Origin of the sequence: Pseudomonas sp. NCHU5216 (assembly GCF_052156495.1) — a bacterium.
In the GTDB taxonomy this organism is placed as follows: domain Bacteria; phylum Pseudomonadota; class Gammaproteobacteria; order Pseudomonadales; family Pseudomonadaceae; genus Aquipseudomonas.
The window spans coordinates 15327-38187 of record NZ_JBQLIX010000049.1; the positions used below are offsets into that span (position 1 = coordinate 15327).

Below are 22861 nucleotides of genomic sequence, written 5' to 3' on the forward strand. Positions count from 1 at the left end.
AAGTGACCTATATTTAAGGGTAACTCTGTGCTCGAAATTCGTTCTTTCCGCGACCTATTGCGGCTGTTCTTTATCTTCCGCAGGGAGTTCCAGCTCGCGGTGATCGCTACCGTGGTGGTGGCCGTGCTCGGCGCTTTCCTGCTGCCGACCAAGTACGAGTCCACCGCGCGCATGCTGGTCAAGCCTGGGCGTTACAACGCCACCATGCCGATCGATGCCGCTGGTCGAGCCGCGCTGATCGCCCCCAGCACGCAACGCGACCCGGTAGTCGACGAAGAGAAGCTGCTCACCGGCCGGCCCATTGTGCACATGGTCGCCGAGCGTTATCTGGAACTGATGGCCAACTACCGTCCGGAAGGCTTCTGGAGAACGGTCAAGTTCCATGTCGGCGCGGCGGTCAATGCCGTCATCGAAGCGTTGCGCAGCGTGCTGCAGGTGCTGGGCCTGGTGGAGGCGCAAACCCCCGTGGAGCGCCTGGCCAAGAAGCTGGAGAAGAACTTCAGCGTCGGCCACGAGCCGGGCTCGGCGGTCATGGAGGTCAGCTTCACCTGGAACGACCCCTACATCGCCCAGCAGGTGGTGCAGACCTGGATCGACGCCTACCTCGAGGAGCGCACCCGTGCCCTGGGCCGCGACAGCCTGTACTCCTTCTATGAAGGTGAGCGCGACAAGGTCGGCGAACAGATCGACAGCCTCAAGCACGCCCTGAGCGAGCGACTGCAGAAGGTCAATGCCATCAGCGTGCAGGAGCGCCTGGAGAACCTCACCAAGCAGATCAACCGGCTCTCCGATGCGCGTGCCGAGAAGCTCAACGAACAGGCCGGGATCGCCACCTTCCTGGCCGATGCACGCCAGCAGCTCAAGCGTCAGCCCAAAGAGCTGGTGACCAGCCGCGAGATCAGCCTCAATCCCAATCAGCTCGACCTGCATCGCCGTCTGAATGCGCTGGAAGAGCAGCGCTCCAGCCTGCTGCGCACCTTCTTGCCCGATGCCCCGCCAGTGCGCGAGGTGGAACAGAGCATCGAGCAGATGCAGGCCCTGATCGCCAAACAGGCCGAGCGCATCGAGCGTTCGCAGAACCTGGAACCCAACAGCATCGCCACCAACCTGCGCCAGCAGATCGTCGACGCCGAGTTGCGCGAACGCCGCCTGGCCGGGCAGATCAAGGACTATGCCGAGCAACTGGCGGCTCTGCGTGCCGAACGCCTGAAGGTGATGAGCGACGAGCCGGAAATCAACCGCTTGCTGCTGGAGCTGGACAACGCCGAGAAGAGCTTCAGCCTCTATGGCGAGAACCTGGAAAAGGCCCGCATCGACCAGGCCCTGGATCGCAGCCAGATCAGCAATATCGCCTTGCTCGAAGCGGCCACGCTCAATCCTTCGCGAGTCTTCCCCAAGAGTCTGCTGATTCTCGCCCTGGCCTTGCCGTTGGGCCTGGCGGTGGGCCTGCTGACGCTGTACCTATGCTTCTTGCTCGACCAGCGCATCCACGACGGCGCGCGTGTCGAGGAGGTGTTCAAGGTGCCGCTGTGGACCACCCTGCAGCACCTCGGGCCGCGCCCCTGGAAGATCGTCAGCGCCTTTACCGCCAGCATCTACCGGCTCTACAGCCAGTTGCCGCTGGAACGCATCGAGCGCGAAGGCCTGACCCTGGCCCTGACCTCGGCGCGGCCGGGGGAGGGCGTGCGCTTCGTCAGCGAGCACCTGGGGCAGTTGCTGGTCGAGCGTGGCCATGCCGTGCGTTTCGACGGCAGCGAACCGGCTCGCCCTGGTGAGGTGGTGCTGCTCAATGCGTCCTGCTTGCTGAGCAACCAGGATGCCTTCCTGGCCATGCGCCGCGCCGACCTGATTGCCCTGGTGGTGGAAGCCAAGACCAGCACCATCCCGGTGGTGCAGAACGCCTTGTCGGTACTCAACACGGCGTTCGGCAAGATCGACGGCATCATCCTCAACAAACGCCGCTTCGAGGTGCCGGCGCGCCTGCTCAATCTGCTCGCCGGTGGCCGCGTGCTACCCGAGCCGGCGCCGGTTGTGCCAGCGCCCGAGGCGGCGAGCCAGCCGCCGCTGCTGACCGAGCGGGCACAGGCACCAGCAGCGGCTGCTGCGCCTGTCGCGCCCCCGGCGCCTAGAGTGGCCGCCGCGTCTGAGCCTGTCGCCACGCCTGAGCCCGTCGCCGCGCCTGAGCCCGTCGCTACGCCCGAACCTGCAGCCGCGCCGCAAGCGGCTTCGGCACCTGCCCGCGTGCCAGGCAGTCCGCTGCCGCCGCTGGTCAGCACCACGGCCGGTCTGGTGGCACACCCACCGGCGCGCGTCGTTTCTGCCCAGCCGCAGAACGCGCCTGCGCCTGCTCGCCCGCTTCCGGTCGAGCCGGCCGTGCTGGCTGAGGCTCCCAGCCACGTGCATGCCTGGGGCAGCAACCGCCTGATCGAGCAAGCGCCGCTGCATAGCGTGCTGCTGGTCGAGCTCAAGCCGGGTGCGCTGATTCCCGCGCATTTCCATGCGCACCGCAGCAAGCACCTGCTGATGCTGTCCGGGATATTGCAGGTCGAGATCGACGGCCAGGTGCAGCGCCTGCGTGAGGGCGATGGCATCGATATCGCCATGGAGCAGGTGCATGCGCTGAGCAATGCGGGTGTTTCCCCGGCGACCTTCTTCGAGGTGCGCCTGGGCGAATTCCTCGCCGAGGAGGATTGCGTTTTCGTTCAATGAGGCGGGCAGACGGCCGATGATGTCATCATCGGCCTTGCCAGCCAGACGCTGCATAGCGTGAGATAAGCGCGGCCAGGGCGCAGAGACCGCCCTGCCAACCATGACAACATTTGACCGACAAGGAACAGCAAAAGATGTCCAACGAATTCTTCCACCCCGCCAGCACCTCTCCCAAAGGCCTGTGCCAATACCCCTGGGGCACCAGTCAGGCACTGGAGGAGTCGCCGCGCCACTGCCTGGTCAAGGTGACCATCGCTCCGGGCCAGGGCCTGCCTGCGCACTACCACCAGCACCGCAGCAAGCGCCTGCTGGTGCTCTCCGGCATTCTTCACGTCGACATCGACGGCCAGGTGCATCGCCTGCGCAGCGGCGAGGGGCTGAGCGTGGGCCTGGAGCAGGTGCACGCGATGAACAACCCGAGCGTGGCCCCGGTGCAGTTCTACGAAGTACAGACCGGTGATTATTTCGGTGCGGAAGACGTGACCTACGTCTGAGTGCGGTCGCCCCGGCGCCCTGGTCTGACCGGGCGCTCGCGGCCTGAATCGATACCACCTGTGCAAGGAGCTCTGCATGATCGGATCGCTACCCTGCCACGGCCCTGTCGAACAGTCTGACGACTGGCGCGATGGCGGTTGGCGCTCTTCGCGAGCGGCCTGCACGGTGCCCTGTTTTACCCGCGCGTCGCGCCTGTCCGGCGGCACGCCGCGTTCGATTTCTCTCTCGCCTGTCATGAGTATGTCCAGATGATCGATATCCGCTCCTTCCGCGACCTGCTGCGGCTGTTCTTCATCTTCCGGCGAGAGTTCGAGGCGGCGGTGGTGGTGACCCTGGTGCTGGTGCTGCTGGGTGCATTCCTGCTGCCGACCAAGTACGAATCCAACGCGCGCCTGCTGGTCAAACCGGGCCGCGAGAGCACCACGCTGCCCCTGGAAGTGGCTAACCGCCAGGCGTTGATCGCCCCCAGCACCCAGCGCGACCCCATAGTCGACGAAGAGAAGATGCTCACCGGGCGGCCCATCGTGCGCATGGTCGCCGAGCGCTATATCGAGCTGATGGCCAATTACCAGCCGCAGGGGCTGTGGAAGACCATCAAGTTCGAGGTCGGCAAGGTGGTCAACGCGGTGATCGATGCGCTGCGCAGCGTGCTGCAGTTGCTCGGGCTGGTGGAGGCGCAATCGCCAGTCGAACGTCTGGCCAAGAAGCTGGAGAAGAATTTCACCGTCGGTCATGAGCCTGGTTCGGCGGTCATGGAGATCAATTTCACCTGGAACGACCCGGCCATTGCCCAGAAAGTGGTGCAGACCTGGGTCGATGTCTACCTCGCAGAGCGTGCCCGTACCCTGGGGCGCAAGAGCCTGCAGGTGTTCTACGAGAAAGAGATGCAGCAGGTCGCGGCGCAGATCGACGGCCTCAAGAACGACCTGCGTACGCGCTTGCAGGACGTCAATGCGGTCAGCGTGCAGGAGCGCCTGGAGAACCTCACCAACCAGATCAACCGCCTGGCCGATGCCCGTGCCGAGAGTCTCAACGAGCAGGCCGGTATCGCCAGTTTCCTGGCCGACGCACGCCAGCAGCTCAAGCGTCAGCCGCAAGAAGTGGTGACCGCGCGTGAGGTCAGCCTCAACCCCAACCAGCTCGACCTCAAGCGCCGCCTCAATGCGCTGGAGGAGCAGCGCGCCGGCCTGCTGCGCACCTTCCTGCCCGACACGCCGCCAGTGCGTGAAGTCGACCAGAGCATCGAGCAGATGAAGGCCATGATCGCCAAGGAAGCCGAGCGCATCGAACGCTCGAAGAACTTCGCGCCGAACGCCATCGTCGCCAATCTGCAACAGCAGATCATCGACGCCGAGCTGCGCGCCAAGCAGCTGGCTGGGCAGATCAAGGACTACGCCGCGCAGCTCGCCCAGTTGCACCAGGAGCGCCTGCGCGTCATGGCCGACGAACCGGCGATCACTCGCCTGTTGCTGGAACTGGCCAACGCCGAGAAGAGCTATGCGCTGTATGCCGAAACCCTGGAGAAGGCGCGTATCGACCAGGCGTTGGACAACAGCCAGATCAGCAATATCGCCAAGATCGAAGAGGCCACCTTCAACCCCAGCCGGGTCTTTCCCAAGAGCCTGATGATGCTGCTGCTGGCCCTGCCGGCGGCGCTGGCGGTGGGCCTGCTGACGCTCTACCTGTGCTACCTGATCGACCAGCGCATCCATGACGGCGCGCGCATCGAGACCGTGTTCAAGGTGCCGTTGTGGAGCACCTTGCAGGATCTCGGGCCGCAACCGTGGAAGCTCGACAGCGCCTTCACCGCCAGCCTCTATCGGCTCTACAGTCAGTTGCCGCTCGACCGCGTGGCGCAGCAGGGCCTGACCCTGGCGCTGGCGTCGGCGCGACCGGGGGAGGGGGTGCGCTTCGTTACCGAGCACCTTGCCCGCCTGCTGATCGAGCATGGCTATCAGGTGCGCCTGCTGGGCAGCGAGCCGGCCAGGCCGGGTGAGGTGCTGATCCTCAATGCCTCGTCCTTGCTGAGCAACCAGGACGCCTTCCTGGCCTTGCGCCGCGCCGACCTGATCGCCCTGGTGGTGGAAGCCAAGACCAGCACCATCCCGGTGGTGCAGAACGCCCTGTCGCTGCTGCAGACCGGCTTCGGCAAGGTCGACGGCATCATCCTCAACAAGCGCCGCTTCGAGGTGCCGGGCGCCGTGCTGGATCTGCTCAGACGCCTGCGAGGCGGGGCCTGATGCGCATTGCCCTGCTGGCGCCCTTGCCGCCCGAGCAGACCGGTATCGCCGATTACGCCTGGCACCTGAGCACGGCCTTGCAGGCCGCCGGTGTCGAGGTGCTATGCCCGCTACGCGGTTGTGGCATGGATGCGCAGCGCAACGCCGCAGCGCTCGCCGCCTTCGACTGGGGTTCGGTGGATCTGGCGCATGCCGAACTGGGCGGTGGACGCCTGGGGGAGTTCCAGGCCTTGCGCTGGTTGCTGAAGCACCAACCGCAATTGCCCTTGACGGCCACCGTGCACGACCCGGAGCGCCTGGTCTGGCGCCGCGCCAGCCTGCCCTGGGCGCTGCGCTGGCTGGGGCGTCTGCCCAGCCCGCTGCCGCAACTGGCGGCGCTACTGGCCGACCCGCTGACCCTGCGTGAAGAGCGTCAGGTGGCGCAGGGCCTGGCACGGGTGGTGACCCTCACCGAACTGGGCGGCCACCTGCTGGCCCGACGCATGCGCCTGCCTGTCGGGCGTCAGCTCAGCATCGCCCATGGCAACCTGCAGATCGCGCCGTGCCCGCTGCCGCCGGCCGAGCCATTGCGCCTGCTGTATTTCGGTTTCATCTATCGCGGCAAGGGTATCGAGGATCTGCTCGATGCCCTGGCCGCCACCTTGCAGCGGCGGCCCGAGCTGCACGGGCGCATCCGTCTCACCCTCGCCGGTGGCAGCGCCCCGGAGATCGCCTTCGGCCCCCGTGGCAACTACCTCGACGAGTTGCGCGCGCGGGCTCGTGCCCTGCGTCTGGACGGCTGCCTGGACTGGTCGCTGGATCTGCCGGCCAGCGACATCGCCGCCTGCATTCAGGCGCACCATGTGCTGGTGCTGCCCTATCGTGAATCGAAGAAGCTCAGCCTGCTCGGGGAGATGCGCGGCACCAGCGGCGCGCTGTCCTGGGCCAATGCCTGTGGCCGCGGGGCGATCACCTCCGACGCCCGCGCCTTCGCCGAAGAAGTGCGCAGCGGCAATGGCCTGACCTACCCGCAGGGCAACGTCGAAGCCTTGTCGGCCTGCATCGAGCAAGCCGCCGATGCGCCGCAGCGTGTCGCCCAGTGGGCCGAGCGCGCGGCCGAGATCGGCGCGGCCCGTGCCTGGCCCAAGACGGCCGAGCGTTTTCGCCAACTCTTCGCAGAGGTATGTGCATGATCAGCCCATGGTTTTCCCGTCTGGCGCTGCTGGCGGGGCTGACGCTCGGCCTGGCCGGCTGTGGCATGAGCCAGCCGGCCCAGGCCGAGGCCACGCAACTGAAGGCGCCGCGTGCGGTGGTCTGGAAGGACTTTCTCGGGGTCAATGCGCACTTCCTCTGGTTCCCCCCCGAGCAATATCGCGAGCAGATGCAGCGCCTGCGCGACCTGGGCCTGGAGTGGACGCGCATCGACCTGCATTGGGATCGCCACGAGCCCAAGGAAGGCCGCTACCGCCTGGGCGAGCTGGATCAACTGGTCGCCGACCTCAAGGCGCAGCAGCTCAAGTCGGTGTTCTACCTGGTCGGTTCGGCGCCGCATGCCACCAGCGCGCCGCTAGGCTCGCCGACGCCGGATCAGTACCCGCCGAAAAATCCTCTGCTATTTGCCAAGACCATGGCCATGCTGGCCAAGCGTTACCCCAGCGTCGATGCCTGGCAGGTGTGGAACGAACCGAACCTGCCCTCGTTCTGGCGCCCGCACGAAGACCCGGAAGGCTACGGCCGCTTGTTGCAGGTGACCACCCAGGCGCTGCGCCAGGTCGTGCCGGACAAGCCGGTGGTGATGGGCGGCATGGCCTACTACAGCCAGATGCCGGTCAAGGGTGGGCTGATGCTGGAAAGCCTGGGCAAGCTGGGCGTGCAACAGTTGGGCACCATCGTCGCCTACCACCCCTATTCGCAGACCCCGGAAACCGACGAGCCCGGCGCGCGCGATTTCGTGCTGCGCAGCCAGCAGCTCAACGCCACCCTGCGCGGTGCGCAGGTGCCGCAGATCTGGGCCACCGAATGGGGCTGGTCGAGCTACAGTGGGCCGAAGGAATTGCAGGAAATCATCGGCGATCAGGGCCAGGCGGACTACGTGCTGCGCCGTCTGGCGCTGATGAGCGCGCTGGATTACGACAAGGTGTTCCTCTTCGCCCTGTCCGACCTCGACAGCCGCGCCTCGGCGCGCGATCAGCATTACGGCCTGCTCGACCTGCAAGGCAAGCCCAAGCCGGTCTATCTGGCCCTGCAGCGCTTCCTCAAACTGACCGGGCCGCGCCTGGAGCCGGCGGATGCCCCCACGCTGGAAGCAACCCCCGATGACCTGTTCAGCGTTGCCTGGCAGCGCGAGGACGGCAAGCACCTCTGGCTGTTCTGGAGCGAAAGCTCGGCGCCGTTGCATTTGCCGCAGATCAGCGCCGCCGAACTGCACGACCCGTTGACCGGCAGCCAGACGACCCTGAGCGAGGCAGGCGGCGTTCGCCTACAGGCCAAGCCCAGCCTGCAGATGCTGGTGTGGTGAGAGCGAACATGCGCGTGCTGTGGATCGTGCCCTATCTGCCCTGGCCAACCACCAGTGGCGGCAAGACGCGCCAGTACCAGTTGCTGCGCGCCCTGGCCGCGCGCGGCCATCGCATCACCCTGCTGGTACAGTCCAAGACGGCGCTGGACGATGAGTGCCGGCAGCATCTGGAGCCCTTGCTCGAACGCCTGATCGTGCTGCCGCGGCGCAATCTGCGCAGCCCGCTGACCCTGCTGGCGGCGCTGTTCGCTCCCTGGCCGCTGCTGGCTTCGGTCAATGGTCTGTCCGGCGCCCTGCGTGAACGCTTCGACAGCCTGCTGGCCGAGGGCGGCTGGGACGTGGTGCAGGTCGAGCACAGCTATGGCTTCCAGCCCCTGGCCGGCCCGCTGGCGCGGCGCGGCCAGCCCTTCGTGCTCACCGAGCACAATCTGGAGTCGGCACTGGGCGCGGCTACCTATGATCGTTTCCCTGCCTGGCTGACGCCCTTCGTGTGTTATGACCAATGGCGCTCACGGTGTTGGGAGCGCCGCGTATTCGACCAGGCAGGGCATGTGGTCGCTGTGACCGAGGCCGACGCCCAGGCCATGCGCCGCCTGACCGACACGCCGGTGGCGGTGGTGGTCAATGGCGTCGACTGCCAGGCCTTTGCCCAGGTGCAGGCGGCTACCGGCAGCCAGCGCATCCTCTTTGTCGGCAATTACGAATACGCGCCCAACTGCGATGCCGTGCAGTGGGCGCTGGACGAAATCCTGCCAAGGCTCTGGCAGGCCTGCCCGCAGGCGCGCTTCGTCGTCGCCGGCCATGCCCTGCCGCAGGCCTGGGCGCAGCGCTGGCCCGATCCGCGTATCGAGTGGCTGGGCTTCGCCGCCGATCTGCCGAGCGTGCAGGCCGGTTGTGCGGCGTTTCTCGCACCGCTGCGGCATGGCGGCGGCTCCAAGCTCAAGGTGATCGAAGCGCTGGCCGCTGGCCTGCCGGTGGTGAGCACGGCGCAGGGGGTGTCCGGGTTGGCGGTCGAGGCGCGGCGTGACTACCTGGCCGGCGAGACCGCCGCTGAGCTGGCCGCCGCCCTGGCCGAGGTGCTGGCCGATGCCGAGCAGGCCGCCGCTCTGGCTGCCAATGGCCGCGCCTACGTGCGCCGCGAGCATGACTGGGCCGGTGCGGCCGAGCGGCTCGAGGCGGTTTATCGGCAGATCGAGCAGGAGCGGGTATGCGCGTAGGTCTGGATTACCGACCGGCGACCGTCGCCCCGGCCTCGGGTATCGGGCGCCAGGTGCTGGCGCAGGAGCAGGCGTTGCTGGCTCTGCCTGATACCGAGCTGCTGCGTTTCACCGAGGCGCCGCTGGATCATCCGCAGCGTGCCACGGCCCGCTGCCCGGACTGGGCCAGCCCCTTGCAGGGCCTGCAACGGCCGCAGGTACGTTGGCGCTTCGAGGCCGGTTTTCTGCCCCGCGCGCTGCACGAGGCGCGCATCGACCTGTATATCGCCACGGCCAACATGGGCCTGCCTCTAGGGCGCAAGCGCGGGCGCAAACAGGTGCTGGTGCTGCATGACCTGTTCCAGCTCACCGAGCGCAATTTCCATCGCTCACGCCTCAAGGCACTGGCCTATCGCTGCATCGATGGGTTGTCCATCGCCTGGTCGGTGCTGATGGCCGATCGCATCTGGTGCCCCTCGCAGTTCTCGGCGGACGAAGCGGCGCGGTTATTCCCCTTCGCCCGCAACAAGCTGCGCGTGCTGCCCAATCTGGTGCCGGGCTTCGCCACCACGCCGGCGCAGTTGCCGGATGACCTGCCCGAGCGCTTCTGGTTGGCCGTGGGCACCCGTGAGCCGCGCAAGAACATGGCGCTGTTTCTCGACTGCTGGCAGCAGGCACGCCGGCAATCGGCGCAGGTGCCGGCTCTGGTGCTGGTGGGCCACCCCGAGGATGTGGCGCCTGAGCTGCGCGAACTGCCCGGCCTGCATTGGCGCAGTGGCTTGAGCGAGGCGCAGCTCTGTGGCTTGTACCAGGCAGCGGAGTGCCTCTGGCAGCCTTCCTATGGCGAAGGCTTCGGCTTGCCGGTGGTGGAGGCGCTGAGTGTTTCCACTCCGGTCGCGGCCGCTACCGGCTCGGCCCTGGACGAAGTGTCGCCGCCCGGCTGCCCGCGCTTCGCCCCGCACGATCGCCAGGCCCTGCTCGCCTGCCTGCTGCAGGTGGCTGCACAGCCGCCTGCACGCACGGCGGAGTTGGCCGAGTGGGCGCGGCGTTATGAGTTTCCGGCCTACAGCCGGCGTCTGAATGAACTAGTCATGGAGTTGTCGCGCTGATGGCCATGGGATTACCTGTCGCGCTGATTCTCGGCGTGTTGTTCGGTGTGCTGCTGTGGTTCCTCAGCGTCGGCAAGCTGGTGGTGCTGCTGGCCGGCGGCGCCCTGACCCTGACCCTGCTGCGCAAGCCGCTGTGGGGCCTGCTGCTGTTCGCCGTGCTGGCCACCAGCATCCCTTACACCACGGTACAGGTAGGTATCCGTACCACCATCAGCGAGGCGGTGCTGGGCCTGACCTGGCTGGCACTGCTGTGGCAGGCCTTCATCGGTCGCAGCCGTGGCCTGCTGCAATGGCGCCCGGTGGAGCGCACCCTGCTGTGGCTGATGCTGTACAGCACCCTGCCGTTCGTGGTCGGCATGATCATCATCAATGCCGAAGGCAACGGCCCGGTGAACTGGGTGCGCTGGCTGATGAACCTGTCGCTGCTGTTCATGGTGCCGCTGTTGCTGCGCAGCGAGCGCGACCGCGATCAACTGATCGTGGCCCTGCTACTGGGCAACCTGGCCATGCTCTGCCTGTCGATATTCATCTTCCTCAAGGATCGTGATGCCACCACCATGATCCCGATTCTCACCGACCTCAAGTACGCCCACCCCGAGGCGGTCAGGGACATCTTCTCGGCCAACTACCAGCGTATGGCCTCGCCCTGGGTGCACCCGAACCTGACTGGCGGCATCCTCGCCCTGTTCGTGCCGCTGGCGCTGCTCTACGGCTGGACGCGCAAGGGCTGGCGGCGCCTGCTGGGGCTGTCGGTGGCGCTGCTGGGCTGCGCCGGCCTGCTGTTCAGCATCTCCCGTGGCGCCATCGTCTCGCTGGCTCTGGTGCTGCTGTGGCTGACCTACAAGCGCACACCCTACAGCGGGCGTATCCTCGGTCTGGGCATCGCCTTCGGTGCGGCGCTGGTGTTGTTCTACCCGCCGCTGCAGGAACGCCTGCTGACCATGTTCTCGCCGAGCAACGCCAGTACCGAGGTGCGCTTCCTGGAGTACGCCATGTTCCCCGACGCGATGGCGCGTTACCCGCTGGGTATCGGCTTCAAGGTCGACCCGCCGGTGCCGGGCAGCGGCCTGCTGGGGATTTCCAACCTGTGGCTGAACTTCATCTACAAGATCGGCATTCCCGGCATGCTGCTGTTCGTCGCCGTGACCCTGCTGTGGTGGCGTGAGGTCAGGCCGGTGGGCGCGGTGCGCCGCATCGATGCCGACAATGCCATCTGGCTCGGCAGTACCGCCGGTGTGCTGGCGGCCATCCTCACCGGCCTGTTCGACCACTACTACAGCTTCACCTACGTCATCATCGCGCTGTTCTGGCTGCTCATGGGCCTCAGCCTGCAGGTGGTGCGCCTGCACCCGGAACTGCGTGATGCCAGCGACTCTCACAGGGAATCCTCGCCATGAAACACCGTGTCAGGCTGCGTTCGGATCTGCGTGCGCAACTGGATGATTACGCCGCCAAGCTGGGCGTGACGCGCGACGAGCTGGAGCGCGCGCTGCAGTGGATGTTCGAGCATGACGTGGCCTTTGACGAGAGCGGCGTTTACGCCATCAGCTCGGTGGATATCGAGCCACGCATCGAGAATCCGCTGGCGCGGCGCTTCTACGCCCTGCTCAAGACCGAGATTCCGGCGAAGTTCGTGCCCCTGTACGGCAAGAACTGGGCGACCCTCAAGGATCGCTGGCTGCGCGCCTGGGAGCAGGCCTACAACATCCTGATCAACAAGATCCCCAGCCACCATGTGCGCATCTGGTGGCTGCGCGCCGGTGGCGCGAAGATCGGCAAGGGCACCTCGATCTGGCGCAACACCGAGGTGCTGGGAGTGGAGAACCTGGTGATCGGCGACGACAGCGTGATCGCCTGGCACTGCCAGGTGGACGCCCGCGCCGGGCTGGTGATCGGCGACCATGTGGCGATCGCCTCGCACGTGCTGATCATCGCCGGCACCCATGATCTGGCCGCCCCCGAGTTCTGGTCGATCTCGGCACCCATCTACATCGACGACTACGCCTGGATCGCCAGCCGCGCGCTGATCGGCCAGGGCTCGCACATCGGCCGTGGCGCGGTGGTCACCGCCAATACCGTGGTGGCCAAGGAGGTGGCGCCGTACAAGATCGTCGGTGGCAGCGGCGCCAAGATCATGGGTGAGCGCCCGCATGACCTCAACTACAAGGTCGGCGGCAAGGGCCTGTTCACCTTGTTCCACTGACAGCCATGTTCAACAGCACGCTGTGGCTGACGCTGGCGACTCTGGCCGGTCTGGGCCTGGGCTTTGCCCGCGAATGGCTGCTGGTGACCTCCTGGGGGGCGGGGGAGCGCAGCGACGCCTTCATCGTCGCGTTGTTTCTGCCGGAGGCCCTGCGCATGGCGCTGGCCGGTGGCTTGCTGGCCGCTGCCGCGCTGCCGTTGTACGGCCAGCGTGACGAGCAGCAGCGTCGGCGCTGGCTGAACGCAGTCAGCCCCTGGTTGCTGCTGATTGCCCTGGCGCTCTGGGCGGCCCTGGCCCTGGCCGCGCCACTGTGGGTACGGTTGATCGGCCCGGGCCTCGGCGAGCAGGCGCGGCAGGTGGCCGGCGACAGCCTGGCGCTGCTGGCGGCCTGCGTGCCCGGCCTGCTGCTGCACGCGCTGTTGAGCATTCCGCTGCAGGCGCGTGAGCGTTTCGTTCTGGTCGGCCTGGGCTCGTTGATGTTCAACCTGCCGGCCGTCGCCTACCTGGCCTGGCGTGGCGCTGCCAGCCAGCCGGCGGAACTGGCGCTGGCCTGCGTGCTGGGCAGCCTGTTGATGCCGCTGTCGCTGCTGCCCTCGGCCTGGCGCCTGGGTTGGCGGCCCTTGGCACGGGAGCGTGAGCACGGCGCCGCGCGCGAATTGCTGGGGCGGATGGGGCCGCTGCTGGCCAGCAACCTGGCCAGCCACGGCCTGGCGCTACTGGAACGCATGGTCGCCAGCCTGCTGGGCGAAGGCGTGGTCACCTGGGTCAACCTGGCGCGCAAGCTGATCAACCTACCGCTGATTGCCCTGATGAACCTCAATCAGGTGCTGCTCGGCATGATGAGCGCACGGCAGGCCGGCGCCCGCCTGGCTCTGCTGCATCAGGGCCTGGCCGCTGCCACCCTGTTCAGCCTACCGGCCTCCTTTGGCTTGATCGCCGCCAGCCCCACCTTCATTCTGTGGCTGCTGCCGACCGACGTGGCGGCCGGGCCATTACCGCTGCTGCTGGCCTGGTTCTCCGTGCCGCTGGTGTTCGGCGCCTGGAACGCATTGCTGGCGCGCTACGCCTATGCCGCTGGCGATACCGCGCTGCCCCTGCGCTGCGAGCTGTTCGGTGGCGCCATCAATGCCTTATTGCTGTTGAGCCTGCCGTTTCTCTTCGGTGCGCCTGGCATCGCCCTGGCTGCCTTGGGTGGGGTGATCACCACGGGGCTGGCGTTGTTGCAACGCCAGGGGCTACTGGGTGCCGTGCGCTGGCGCCAGCAGGGCCTCGTCAGCGTGCTGCTGCTGGGCCTGGCTGCCGTGCTGGTGCATCCGCTGCAGGCGGGTATCGGCCAATTGCTGCTGGCCACGGCCGGTGGTGCGCTGGTGCTGGCCGGCGTGGCCGCCTGGTTGCGACCCTGGCGCATGCAGGGTTGAGCGGTTACGCAGCCAGGCTCAGCAGTCCGCCAGTGACACCGCTGGCGATCACCACCAGCCAGGGCGGCAACTTCCAGAACAGCAGCGCGACCAGTGCCAGCAGGGCCAGGGCGAAGTCCAGCGGGCCGTGGATCGCACTCGTCCACACCGGCTGGTAAAGCGCCGCCAGCAGCAGGCCGACCACGGCGGCATTGACGCCTTGCAAGGCGGCCTGGGTGCGCAGGCTGTGGCGCAGGTGTTCCCAGAACGGCAGCGCGCCGGCCACCAGCAGGAAGGCCGGCAGGAAGATCGCCAGCAGGGCGATCAGGCCACCCAGCCAGCCGTTGGGCGCCGGGTTCATCGAGGCACCGAGAAAGGCCGCGAAGGTAAACAGCGGCCCCGGCACCGCCTGCGCTGCGCCATACCCGGCGAGGAAGGCCGTATTGTCCACCCAGCCGGTAGGCACCACTTCGGCCTGCAGCAGCGGCAGCACCACATGGCCGCCACCGAATACCAGCGAGCCGGCGCGGTAGAAGGCGTCCACCAGTGCCAGTGTCTGGCTCGGGAACAGCGCCGTCAGCAGGGGCAGCCCCAGCAGCAGGAGAAAGAACAGCGCCAGCCAGAACAGGCCAACGCCAGGCCGAACGCTGATCGACAGCGGTTCATGGGTATCGCTGCGCTGCGGCTTGAACAGCAGCAGGCCGACGACGGCGGCCAGCAGGATGACTCCGACCTGGCTCCAGGCGGAGGGCAGCAGCAGTACCAGGCAAGTGGCCGCCGCCATGATGCTGATGCGCGGCGCATCGGGGCACAGACTGCGCGCCATGCCCCATACCGCCTGGGCCACCACCGCCACGGCCACCACCTTCAGCCCCTGCAGCACGCCAGCGGGCAGCACATCGCCATAGCTGGCGATGCCGAGGGCGAAGAGAATCAGCGCCAGCGCCGAGGGCAGGGTGAAGCCCAGCCAGGCCGCCAGGGCGCCGCCATAACCGGCGCGCGACAGCCCCAGGGCCAGGCCGACCTGGCTGCTGGCCGGGCCGGGCAGGAACTGGCAGAGGGCGACCAGATCGGCATAGCTGCGTTCGCTCAGCCATTGCCGGCGCACCACGAACTCGTCGCGGAAATAGCCCAGATGGGCGATGGGGCCGCCGAAGGCGGTCAGGCCCAGGCGCAGGAAGATCAGGAAAACGGCCCAGCAACTGCGGTCGGTCATGGTCATGGTTTCAGGCGCGGCAAGAGTGCTGACGATAATGGAAACGGGTGAATGAAATACTGCAGTTGCCCCGGGAGGCCGGCGCCATGGCAATGAAGCAATCTAATATTCACTTTTCCATATATATGGTTTGGCATATATTGGCGCCACGCCGTTGCGCTGGAAACCCCGATGAGCCAGAAAAAGCGTGTTCTCTTCCTTTGCGTGGCCAACTCGTCGCGCTCGCAGATGGCCGAAGCGCTGCTGCGCCACCTCGGTCACGCGCACTTCGAGGCCAGCAGTGCCGGTAGCGCACCCACCGAGGTGGATCCGCGCACCCGCGAGGTGCTGGAGCAGGCGGGTATTGCCTGTGCAGGGCTGTTCAGCAAATCCGTCGAGCAGCTCGCCAATGAGCCCTTCGACTATGTCATCACCCTGTGCGACAAGTCGGCGCTGGAATGCCTGAGCCTGCCGGGTAGCGGCACCTACATTGCCTGGCATTTCGCCGATCCGGCCACCAGCACCCAGGCAGATGCCTACCGCAATACGCTGGAAGAGATTCAGGCGCGGATAGAACGGTTTATCCGCATCGAGCGCGAAGCGGCCGCTGCCGAATCCAATGTCATGCTGCCCAGCGAGCTGTTCAAGTGCCTGGCCGACGAGACGCGCACGCGCATCGCCTTGCTCGTCGCCCTGGAGCAGGAGCTGTGCGTCTGCGAGTTGACCGCCGCGCTGGATCTGACGCAACCGAAGATCTCACGCCACCTGGCGCAACTGCGCGCTTGTGGGCTGCTGCAAGACCGCCGCAATGGCCAATGGGTGTACTACCGCCTGCATCCGCAATTGCCTGAGTGGGTCAGGGAACTGCTCGTGCGCACCCTGGACAGCAACCTCGAATGGCTGCGCGCGGATGTACAACGCCTCTGGCAGATGCACGACCGCCCGGCACGCAGGCCGCTGTGTGCCTGAGACTCGATCAACCCTTATTAGTGGAGAGCGCAGCATGAGTATCAAAGTCGGTATCAACGGTTTTGGCCGCATCGGCCGCCTGGCACTGCGCGCCGCCTGGAGCTGGCCCGAGCTGGAGTTCGTGCAGATCAACGACCCGGCCGGCGATGCCGCCACCCACGCGCACCTGCTCGATTTCGACTCGGTGCATGGCCGCTGGCAGCATGAGGCGAGCAGCGACGGCGAGTGCCTGGTGATCGATGGCAAGCGCATCAACGTGAGCGCCAACAAGGCCATCGCCGACACCGACTGGAGCGGCTGCGACCTGGTGCTCGAAGCCAGCGGCAAGATGAAGACGGTGGCTGTGCTGCAAGGCTATCTGCAGCAGGGTGTGAAACGCGTGGTGGTCTGTGCCCCGGTCAAGGAGCAGGGCGCGCTGAATCTGGTGATGGGCGTCAACCAGCACCTGTTCGACCCTGCGCAGCACCGCATCGTCACCGCCGCCTCCTGCACCACCAACTGCCTGGCCCCTGTGGTCAAGGTGATCCACGAGGCGCTGGGCATTCGCCATGGCTCGATCACCACCATCCACGACCTGACCAACACCCAGAGCATTCTCGATACGCCGCACAAGGATCTGCGCCGCGCCCGCGCATCGAGCATGAGCCTGATCCCCACCACCACCGGCTCGGCCACGGCCATTGCCGAGATCTTCCCCGAGCTGCGCGGCAAGTTGAACGGCCACGCCGTGCGCGTGCCACTGGCCAACGCCTCGCTGACCGACTGCGTGTTCGAGGTCGAGCGTGCCACCACCGTCGAGGAGGTCAACGCGCTGCTCAAAGCTGCCGCCGCAGGGCCACTCAAGGGCATCCTGGGGTATGAAGAGCGCCCGCTGGTATCCATCGACTACCGCACCGATCCGCGCTCGTCCATCGTCGATGCGCTGTCGACCCTGGTGGTGGCCGGCACCCAGGTGAAGATCTACGCCTGGTACGACAACGAATGGGGTTACGCCAACCGCGCGGTGGAACTGGCGCGCCTGGTTGGCCAGGCCGGCTGACCCGGTATGTGGGAGGGGCTTTAGCCGCGATCGTAGCGCAGTCTCGTAGGGTGCGCTGTGCGCACCACCCAGCGCACCGCATATTACGGAATATTGGCTTGCCCGCATGCCCTTCAAGGAGCGCCATGGTGCGCGCAGCGCACCCTACGCTTGAGGCCAGCCCTCCGGCCGCGCCTGTAACCACGCTCGATCAGGAAATCACGCCATGCACGCCCTCGCACGACTCTCTCCGGAGATCCGCCAGTACCTGTTGGTGACCGGCAACTACTGGGCTTTCACCCTCACCGACGGCGCCCTGCGCATGCTGGTGGTGCTGCATTTCCACAGCCTGGGCTACACGCCGTTGCAGATCGCCGCGCTGTTTCTGTTCTACGAGATCTTCGGCGTGGTCACCAACCTGGTGGGTGGTTACCTCGGCGCGCGTCTGGGCCTCAACCGCACCATGAACTTTGGCCTCGGCCTGCAGGTGCTCGCGCTGCTGATGCTCACCGTGCCGGCAGCCTGGCTGACCGTGCCCTGGGTGATGGGCGCCCAGGCGTTGTCCGGCATCGCCAAGGATCTGAACAAGATGAGCGCCAAGAGCTCGATCAAGCTCCTGGTGCCGGACAGTCAGCAGGGCACACTGTACAAATGGGTGGCCATCCTCACCGGCTCGAAGAACGCGCTCAAGGGCGTTGGTTTCTTTCTCGGTGGCGCGCTGCTCGCCGTCCTCGGCTTCAGCGGCGCAGTGCTGGCCATGGCCGCCGCGCTGGCGCTGATCTGGCTGGCCAGCCTGGTGCTGCTGAAGAAGGATCTGGGCAAGGCCAAGGCCAAGCCGAAATTCCGCGACCTGCTGTCCAAGAGCCGAGCGATCAACATTCTCTCCGCTGCCCGGCTGTTCCTGTTCGGCGCGCGCGACGTCTGGTTCGTGGTGGCGCTGCCGGTGTACCTGAGCAGCGTATTCGGCTGGGACTTCTGGCTGGTGGGCGGCTTTCTTGCCGCCTGGGTGATCGGCTACGGCATGGTGCAATCGTTTGCACCGCATCTCACCGGCAAGCGCAGCGGGCGAGTACCGGACGGCCGCGCGGCTTTTATCTGGGCCGCACTGCTGGCCGGCCTACCGGCGCTGATCGCCTTGGGCCTGGGTGTTGGCGGGGCGGCGCAGGTGGTCTTGCTCGGTGGGCTGATGCTGTTCGGCGTGCTGTTCGCGATCAACTCCTCGCTGCACAGCTACTTGATCGTCAGCTACGCCAAGGAAGATGGCGTGTCCCTGGACGTGGGCTTCTACTACATGTCCAACGCCCTGGGCCGGCTGATCGGCACCCTGCTCTCGGGCTGGGTATACCAGGCCCATGGCCTGGAGGCCTGCCTGTGGCTATCCAGCGCATTCGTGCTGACTGCGGCGCTGATTTCGGTGGCTTTGCCCAGGCACCGGGGCAACCGATAGGCGAGATTCGAACCATAGAAACGCGAAAGCCCCGCATTGCGGGGCTTTCCAATATGGTGCGGCACCAGGAGTCGAAAAATATAATAATTATATGATTTATATAGTTTTTATTCTTTGTGTCTAATTACTCTATCTCTAAAACTATCCTCAGGCACTCGACCGATTGTCTTTCACTAGGAACGCGGGAGGTTCTGCCTCAAAGCCAAACCACCAAATGATCGCGCTGATGATATTGAGTCCGAAGATCACTGTGTCTCGCAGAGGTGAAAATACCTGGTCGCGATTTTTCGTAAGGTGCAGCTCGTTCAGTTTCCCTCAACTTTGTCGCCTTCAGTCTCGTCAAAGTTTGGACTTCTGTATCCGGGTGCAAACATTGAGCTCTCTACACCGTACAGAGCTAAGGGATCGCTAAGCCATAGGCGGTAAGCTTTGTCTTTGATGCTGTGGTCAGGCGAGCAGTCCACGTGGTACTGCTGCAAGACGTACCCTGCCATTGCCGCACGTACTCGAAGCTTAAGAACTCCGTCGGGCATGTCGAAGTCGCACATCATTATCTGTGCGCAATCCTTATCAGGATGAGGGACAAGAGGGAGGTCGAGCATCCGATTCCACTGGTCATCGTTCTTCTTGTTTTCATTGGAGAGTGGCTTTTCTCCTAGTTGAACTTGAGCAGATCCGATTCGAGCTAGAACAAAGTCCACAAACTTTCCGCGCTTACGATCATACGCGCGGACGTGCCAGCGCAAGCCATCGCAACTGATAGCGAACGGCACAATCTCCCGCTCAGATTTTCCCGAACCCGAGGTGTAGCTTATTTTCACTACTTGGCTGAGGCTTATTGCGCGTGAGATTGGTGCCAAAACTTCTACTTTCGGTTTGCTGAGCAGAGTAACCGACTCATTTAGGATGAATGGCTTCTCTCCATCCAGACCGTAGCCGTATCCGTGGGATAGAGCTGTGAGCACGCGTTCAGGCGAATGCGCGACTACAGGTGAGAACGTCTCGCACATCACGTAGTGCTTGGTCACGGTGTCGAGCTCAGTGTTCTGAGGAGCAATCTCTCGATACTGAGCGAAATCACGAGTGGCCGCCGCCGCGCCCACCCCGAATCTGTCCATGAGGTCAGTGCGTGAAGCGGTTCCCGTGAAATACAGTCGGAAATCTATGTACACCAAGCGCTCTCGTTGTGCCTGGCTGTATTCGTTCAAGTCGATCATTTGCTCTCCGTCTTGCTTTCTCACGGTCTTGCCTTCTTACCTGCCTTGCGGGACGCACCCAGCGTCTGGTCGGGCGCATCTGAGATCCTACGATAGCACATGCGAGCGCTTGACGTAATCAAAATGACGATGATACATTTGCGTTGTGGTTTTCTGTTGTGGCTATCTGCAGCACATTAGGAGCTTAAAAATGGTGGTTCGGGTAAAATATCAGAACGCCAGAAACACAAAAGCCGGTCAAGGTACGAACTTGACCGGCCTTCGGAAAAAGACGTCTGAATCGGCTCCAGGTGTCTCTCGCGCTTTCTGGAAAAAGCTTGTGGATGTTAGCCCCTATTGGGGGCCTTTCGCAAGGGAGCGAGTTCTGTGTTTGAGCCATCTCGAAGGAGGACATGCTATGTCCCAGCTTGAGATGTTCGAAAAACCCGATGGGGAGGGCGAGGTTATCTACCGGATGACCATCACCACCAAGTCGGGGAAGGTGATTCGACGTGCTAACGGGCAACCGTTCCGTATCGTCATTCGCCCGAAAGCGACCAGTTGATAATCGCTTAAACAGAGCCCAGGACACATTTTTGTGTCCTGAAGGCCACTCGCTCCTCATATGAAAGGTATAAAAAATGTCTAGATGCACAGCACCGATACGCGGACATAGCTCAGCGGCAGCGGCGGCAGCCTGTCCTGCGTGCCGCTACCGTAGCAGCTCTCGCTCCTATTCCACATCATTTGGTAGCAGTGGGAGCAGCTATAGCGGCTACAGCTCCAGTAGTGGGGCTACCAGGTCGGGCGGGACGGCAAGGCCACGCTGGTCCAAAGCTGGTTCGTCTGTGTCATACACATTGGGTCAAGTGCAATCACTTCAACCAATTCGCCAGACCATTGAGACGCGAGCGGCGGCACAACCTGACCTGCGTGATGTATTTCTGTGCCACGCGTGGGACGATCGGCAAGGGGCGGCCAAAGAGCTACATGAGCTTCTTGTAGCTGCTGGTGTCAAGGTTTGGTTTAGCGAGAAGGATCTTGGACTCGGTGTTCCGATGATGCGTGCCATCGACAAAGGATTAGCGAATTCGCGAATTGGACTCGTGCTGGTGACTCCCGCGTTGTTGGCCCGCCTCCCCAAAGAAAGCGTTGCTGACAAAGAGCTTTCCACGCTCTTGGCGGGTAACCAACTAGTTCCCATCGTGCATAACACGACATACGACGCACTTCGCAATGTCAGCCCGCTACTCGCGTCCCGAAGCGGCCTGGACACCGCTGAAGACTCGATGTCGGTGATAGCTAAAAAGATTGCCGAGTTGGTCACGCTCTAGAAGTGGCAATCGGTTGATTCGTTACCCTGCTAAATTTGAGTGAAATTCTTCTCCATTTTAATCGAATAGACTGACCGCTGGAAAAACTGTTAGCGCAAGAGCTGGTGCGCGTTTCCGCCCCTTTTTGCTATCTGTAGATAGCAGAAAGGGGGGGTTGGCAGTATATGGCTAGGGTGTAGCAAATTTGGCTCGTTAATTTTCATTATTAATTTGCCGCTGATTGTCACTGAGTGTCTTCACGGTGTTAGATTGTTCGATATTGATAGCTCGCTGTCATTGCGTGATGTTGTCTAGGGATTAGTTATGATAAAGCCACCGTTTAAAATTCTTAAGTCCCATCTGGTTGATGCGTTTTTTATTACGCCTGATAAGTTGTATCGCGAATTCGAAGCTCCTTTAGAAACGGTGGATAGATTCAAGAATGGGAGAATCTATTTTATCGTAAAACGACGTAAAGCGCGATTTTCCAGTGCCTCGCTGAACAGAAAGTGTCAGATCGTATTTAAGTATTCCTCACAGGGCATGCTATCGCGCCCTCACAAGATCGACATTGCTCAGTTGATGCATGGCGCACCGGGTATCAATAAAAATTTCTTTCCGACGCCGGCTCATCTGCAATCAATGATTCAATATGTCGAGTCTGCAGATGAGTATGAGCGCCTATTGAAGCGGGAGCCTATGGTTGCAGCTGTCATGCCGGGAAGTGGGGAGACGGAGCGTGCGGATCGGGCAATCGCCTACCATTTTCTGACACCAGTGGACCCGACGCCCAAGGATGAAAATAGGCATATCATCTTTGCTCATCAACTGCTGCGTGTTACCGAAGATGTTCCGGAAAAGTACGAAGTTATTTACATCGGCAAGGCCATGGAGTTGTCCGGCCGAATGGATGGGCACAAGCGTGTGCAGCAAGCCCAGGCAGAATGCGAGGACAATGCGGAGATCTATCTGTACTTCTTCACACCCAAGTTTGAAGCGATGGCGTCTCGCGATGGTATGGTCATCAAGCGGCCTAACGATTACACGACCCTAGGAGAAGAGAATCTTGTGCTCGCCGCTGAGGCCGGTTTGATAAATTACTTCAAGCCTGAAATGAATGTTCAGAATAAAACAACGGAATTGAGCAAAAGTAAGACCATGGCTCGCGTGAAGAGTTTGGATTACACACATTTTATTTCGGAGTGTAATTTTGATGAGTGCGACTATGCGTTCGAAACGTCTAAAGTCAAGAAGAGTGGCGTGCACGAAAAGGTTTACTCACTTTGACGCAGAGCAGGCATCTTCTATTCATATTGGCGTCAGCTTTCAGTCGGTTGCTTCCGTTCTTCATTATCTGAATCACATCTCAGTCTGAGATTGAAGGTCCATGACGTATCTAGGCGCCGAGCGAGCAGTCGGATGGTAAGCAGATAGTAGTATCGTGTTGCCTCGTCATGTCTGGCGAGGCAATGCTCTATGAACCAAATCAGGTGCTTTCGCTGCCAAGTCCAGGGTGTTGTTCGCTTCCAGCGCAGTGCAATTTTATTTTCCAGCGAAAGGTTAAAACCACCGGCTTTCAGCTGGTGAGCTTTAGCGCCACCATGCGAGGGTGGAGGGCAAGCGCATGGACTACAGATATGGCAGCCATACGGTTTACCAGATTGAGTATCACTTTGTTTGGGTGACCAAGTATCGATACAAGGTGCTCAGCGGAGAGGTAGCAGAGCGGGTACGTGAGCTGGTGAGGCAGACGTGCGAGGCGTTTGAGATTCGGATTGTGAAAGGCGTTGGGGTTCTACCCTGAGGAATCCCCACAAATCTACTCCAGCGCCCGAGCTTGCCGGTGAACCTCGTCACGTAGCAATAGCTCCATCTTG

The 22861-nt window shown here is 63.4% G+C and carries 18 protein-coding genes and 2 pseudogenes; 18 read left to right on the top strand and 2 right to left on the bottom strand.

Going from position 1 to position 22861, the window contains the following annotated elements; translation table 11 throughout:
* Nucleotides 1-27 precede the first annotated feature (27 nt).
* The 11 genes and pseudogenes from ACSVIK_RS23235 to ACSVIK_RS23285 form a co-directional block, all read left to right on the top strand.
* Nucleotides 28-1998: pseudogene (locus tag ACSVIK_RS23235) on the top strand (exopolysaccharide transport family protein); the annotation flags it as partial.
* Between the two features lie 399 nt (nt 1999-2397).
* Entirely contained in the window at nt 2398-2709 is a 312-nt protein-coding gene (locus ACSVIK_RS23240; RefSeq protein ID WP_442446531.1) for a cupin domain-containing protein, read from the top strand.
* A gap of 134 nt (nt 2710-2843) precedes the next feature.
* Entirely contained in the window at nt 2844-3203 is a 360-nt protein-coding gene (locus tag ACSVIK_RS23245) for a cupin domain-containing protein (RefSeq protein ID WP_442446515.1), read from the top strand.
* A 249-nt stretch (nt 3204-3452) separates the two neighbouring features.
* Entirely contained in the window at nt 3453-5444 is a 1992-nt protein-coding gene (locus tag ACSVIK_RS23250) for an exopolysaccharide transport family protein (protein WP_442446516.1), read from the top strand.
* Entirely contained in the window at nt 5444-6616 is a 1173-nt protein-coding gene (locus ACSVIK_RS23255; protein WP_442446517.1) for a glycosyltransferase, read from the top strand. The genes ACSVIK_RS23250 and ACSVIK_RS23255 overlap by 1 nt, the downstream gene beginning before the upstream one ends.
* Nucleotides 6613-7941, top strand: a complete 1329-nt coding sequence (locus ACSVIK_RS23260; protein ID WP_442446518.1) for a beta-xylosidase — start codon at nt 6613-6615, stop codon at nt 7939-7941. Before ACSVIK_RS23255 ends, ACSVIK_RS23260 begins: the two co-directional genes overlap by 4 nt.
* Nucleotides 7942-7949: 8 nt before the next feature.
* The gene (locus ACSVIK_RS23265; protein WP_442446519.1) at nt 7950-9158 is read left to right on the top strand and encodes a glycosyltransferase family 4 protein; all 1209 of its coding nucleotides are present in this window, start codon (nt 7950-7952) and stop codon (nt 9156-9158) included.
* Nucleotides 9149-10246, top strand: coding sequence for a glycosyltransferase family 4 protein (locus tag ACSVIK_RS23270; RefSeq protein WP_442446520.1), 1098 nt, complete (start codon nt 9149-9151; stop codon nt 10244-10246). The genes ACSVIK_RS23265 and ACSVIK_RS23270 overlap by 10 nt, the downstream gene beginning before the upstream one ends.
* Complete coding sequence (locus ACSVIK_RS23275; protein ID WP_442446521.1) at nt 10246-11643, top strand: O-antigen ligase family protein; 1398 nt, start codon at nt 10246-10248, stop codon at nt 11641-11643. The genes ACSVIK_RS23270 and ACSVIK_RS23275 overlap by 1 nt, the downstream gene beginning before the upstream one ends.
* A complete protein-coding gene (locus ACSVIK_RS23280; RefSeq protein ID WP_442446522.1) occupies nt 11640-12449 on the top strand; it encodes an acyltransferase in 810 nt (269 codons plus the stop codon). Before ACSVIK_RS23275 ends, ACSVIK_RS23280 begins: the two co-directional genes overlap by 4 nt.
* Nucleotides 12450-12454: 5 nt before the next feature.
* Complete coding sequence (locus tag ACSVIK_RS23285; RefSeq protein WP_442446523.1) at nt 12455-13867, top strand: lipid II flippase MurJ; 1413 nt, start codon at nt 12455-12457, stop codon at nt 13865-13867.
* Between the two features lie 4 nt (nt 13868-13871).
* Here the strand turns inward: ACSVIK_RS23285 and chrA are convergent, their stop codons facing one another.
* The gene (gene chrA, locus ACSVIK_RS23290) at nt 13872-15068 is read right to left on the bottom strand and encodes a chromate efflux transporter (protein WP_442446524.1); all 1197 of its coding nucleotides are present in this window, start codon (nt 15066-15068) and stop codon (nt 13872-13874) included.
* Between the two features lie 165 nt (nt 15069-15233).
* Here chrA and ACSVIK_RS23295 point away from each other — a divergent pair, with 165 nt between their 5' ends.
* The 3 genes from ACSVIK_RS23295 to arsJ all read left to right on the top strand — a co-directional run bounded on the left by ACSVIK_RS23295 (nt 15234) and on the right by arsJ (nt 18475).
* Complete coding sequence (locus ACSVIK_RS23295; RefSeq protein ID WP_442446525.1) at nt 15234-16010, top strand: metalloregulator ArsR/SmtB family transcription factor; 777 nt, start codon at nt 15234-15236, stop codon at nt 16008-16010.
* 34 nt (nt 16011-16044) lie between these two features.
* On the top strand, nt 16045-17049 hold the full coding sequence (locus tag ACSVIK_RS23300; protein ID WP_442446526.1) for an ArsJ-associated glyceraldehyde-3-phosphate dehydrogenase: 1005 nt from the start codon (nt 16045-16047) through the stop codon (nt 17047-17049).
* Between the two features lie 205 nt (nt 17050-17254).
* Nucleotides 17255-18475, top strand: a complete 1221-nt coding sequence (arsJ, locus tag ACSVIK_RS23305; protein WP_442446527.1) for an organoarsenical effux MFS transporter ArsJ — start codon at nt 17255-17257, stop codon at nt 18473-18475.
* 305 nt (nt 18476-18780) lie between these two features.
* Here the strand turns inward: arsJ and ACSVIK_RS23310 are convergent, their stop codons facing one another.
* A complete protein-coding gene (locus ACSVIK_RS23310; RefSeq protein WP_442446528.1) occupies nt 18781-19692 on the bottom strand; it encodes a helix-turn-helix transcriptional regulator in 912 nt (303 codons plus the stop codon).
* A gap of 397 nt (nt 19693-20089) precedes the next feature.
* Here ACSVIK_RS23310 and ACSVIK_RS23315 point away from each other — a divergent pair, with 397 nt between their 5' ends.
* The 4 genes and pseudogenes from ACSVIK_RS23315 to tnpA form a co-directional block, all read left to right on the top strand.
* Nucleotides 20090-20236, top strand: a complete 147-nt coding sequence (locus tag ACSVIK_RS23315; RefSeq protein WP_177323902.1) for a hypothetical protein — start codon at nt 20090-20092, stop codon at nt 20234-20236.
* A gap of 283 nt (nt 20237-20519) precedes the next feature.
* Nucleotides 20520-21005 (top strand): toll/interleukin-1 receptor domain-containing protein, encoded by a 486-nt coding sequence (locus ACSVIK_RS23320; protein ID WP_442446529.1) that lies wholly within the window; start codon nt 20520-20522, stop codon nt 21003-21005.
* Between the two features lie 303 nt (nt 21006-21308).
* Nucleotides 21309-22271, top strand: coding sequence for a hypothetical protein (locus ACSVIK_RS23325; protein WP_442446530.1), 963 nt, complete (start codon nt 21309-21311; stop codon nt 22269-22271).
* Between the two features lie 337 nt (nt 22272-22608).
* Nucleotides 22609-22773 (top strand): annotated as a pseudogene (tnpA, locus tag ACSVIK_RS23330) (IS200/IS605 family transposase); the annotation flags it as partial.
* Nucleotides 22774-22861: the final 88 nt, after the last annotated feature.

Excerpts from the sequence above, each read along its gene's own strand:
- chrA (WP_442446524.1), bottom strand. The coding sequence starts at position 15,068 with ATGACCATGACCGACCGCAGTTGCTGGGCCGTTTTCCTGATCTTCCTG.
- ACSVIK_RS23245 (WP_442446515.1), top strand. The coding sequence starts at position 2,844 with ATGTCCAACGAATTCTTCCACCCCGCCAGCACCTCTCCCAAAGGCCTG.
- ACSVIK_RS23285 (WP_442446523.1), top strand. The coding sequence starts at position 12,455 with ATGTTCAACAGCACGCTGTGGCTGACGCTGGCGACTCTGGCCGGTCTG.
- ACSVIK_RS23260 (WP_442446518.1), top strand. The coding sequence starts at position 6,613 with ATGATCAGCCCATGGTTTTCCCGTCTGGCGCTGCTGGCGGGGCTGACG.
- ACSVIK_RS23255 (WP_442446517.1), top strand. The coding sequence starts at position 5,444 with ATGCGCATTGCCCTGCTGGCGCCCTTGCCGCCCGAGCAGACCGGTATC.
- ACSVIK_RS23250 (WP_442446516.1), top strand. The coding sequence starts at position 3,453 with ATGATCGATATCCGCTCCTTCCGCGACCTGCTGCGGCTGTTCTTCATC.
- ACSVIK_RS23280 (WP_442446522.1), top strand. The coding sequence starts at position 11,640 with ATGAAACACCGTGTCAGGCTGCGTTCGGATCTGCGTGCGCAACTGGAT.
- ACSVIK_RS23310 (WP_442446528.1), bottom strand. The coding sequence starts at position 19,692 with ATGATCGACTTGAACGAATACAGCCAGGCACAACGAGAGCGCTTGGTG.
- ACSVIK_RS23315 (WP_177323902.1), top strand. The coding sequence starts at position 20,090 with ATGTCCCAGCTTGAGATGTTCGAAAAACCCGATGGGGAGGGCGAGGTT.
- ACSVIK_RS23275 (WP_442446521.1), top strand. The coding sequence starts at position 10,246 with ATGGCCATGGGATTACCTGTCGCGCTGATTCTCGGCGTGTTGTTCGGT.
- arsJ (WP_442446527.1), top strand. The coding sequence starts at position 17,255 with ATGCACGCCCTCGCACGACTCTCTCCGGAGATCCGCCAGTACCTGTTG.
- ACSVIK_RS23295 (WP_442446525.1), top strand. The coding sequence starts at position 15,234 with ATGAGCCAGAAAAAGCGTGTTCTCTTCCTTTGCGTGGCCAACTCGTCG.
- ACSVIK_RS23265 (WP_442446519.1), top strand. The coding sequence starts at position 7,950 with ATGCGCGTGCTGTGGATCGTGCCCTATCTGCCCTGGCCAACCACCAGT.
- ACSVIK_RS23325 (WP_442446530.1), top strand. The coding sequence starts at position 21,309 with ATGATAAAGCCACCGTTTAAAATTCTTAAGTCCCATCTGGTTGATGCG.
- ACSVIK_RS23300 (WP_442446526.1), top strand. The coding sequence starts at position 16,045 with ATGAGTATCAAAGTCGGTATCAACGGTTTTGGCCGCATCGGCCGCCTG.
- ACSVIK_RS23270 (WP_442446520.1), top strand. The coding sequence starts at position 9,149 with ATGCGCGTAGGTCTGGATTACCGACCGGCGACCGTCGCCCCGGCCTCG.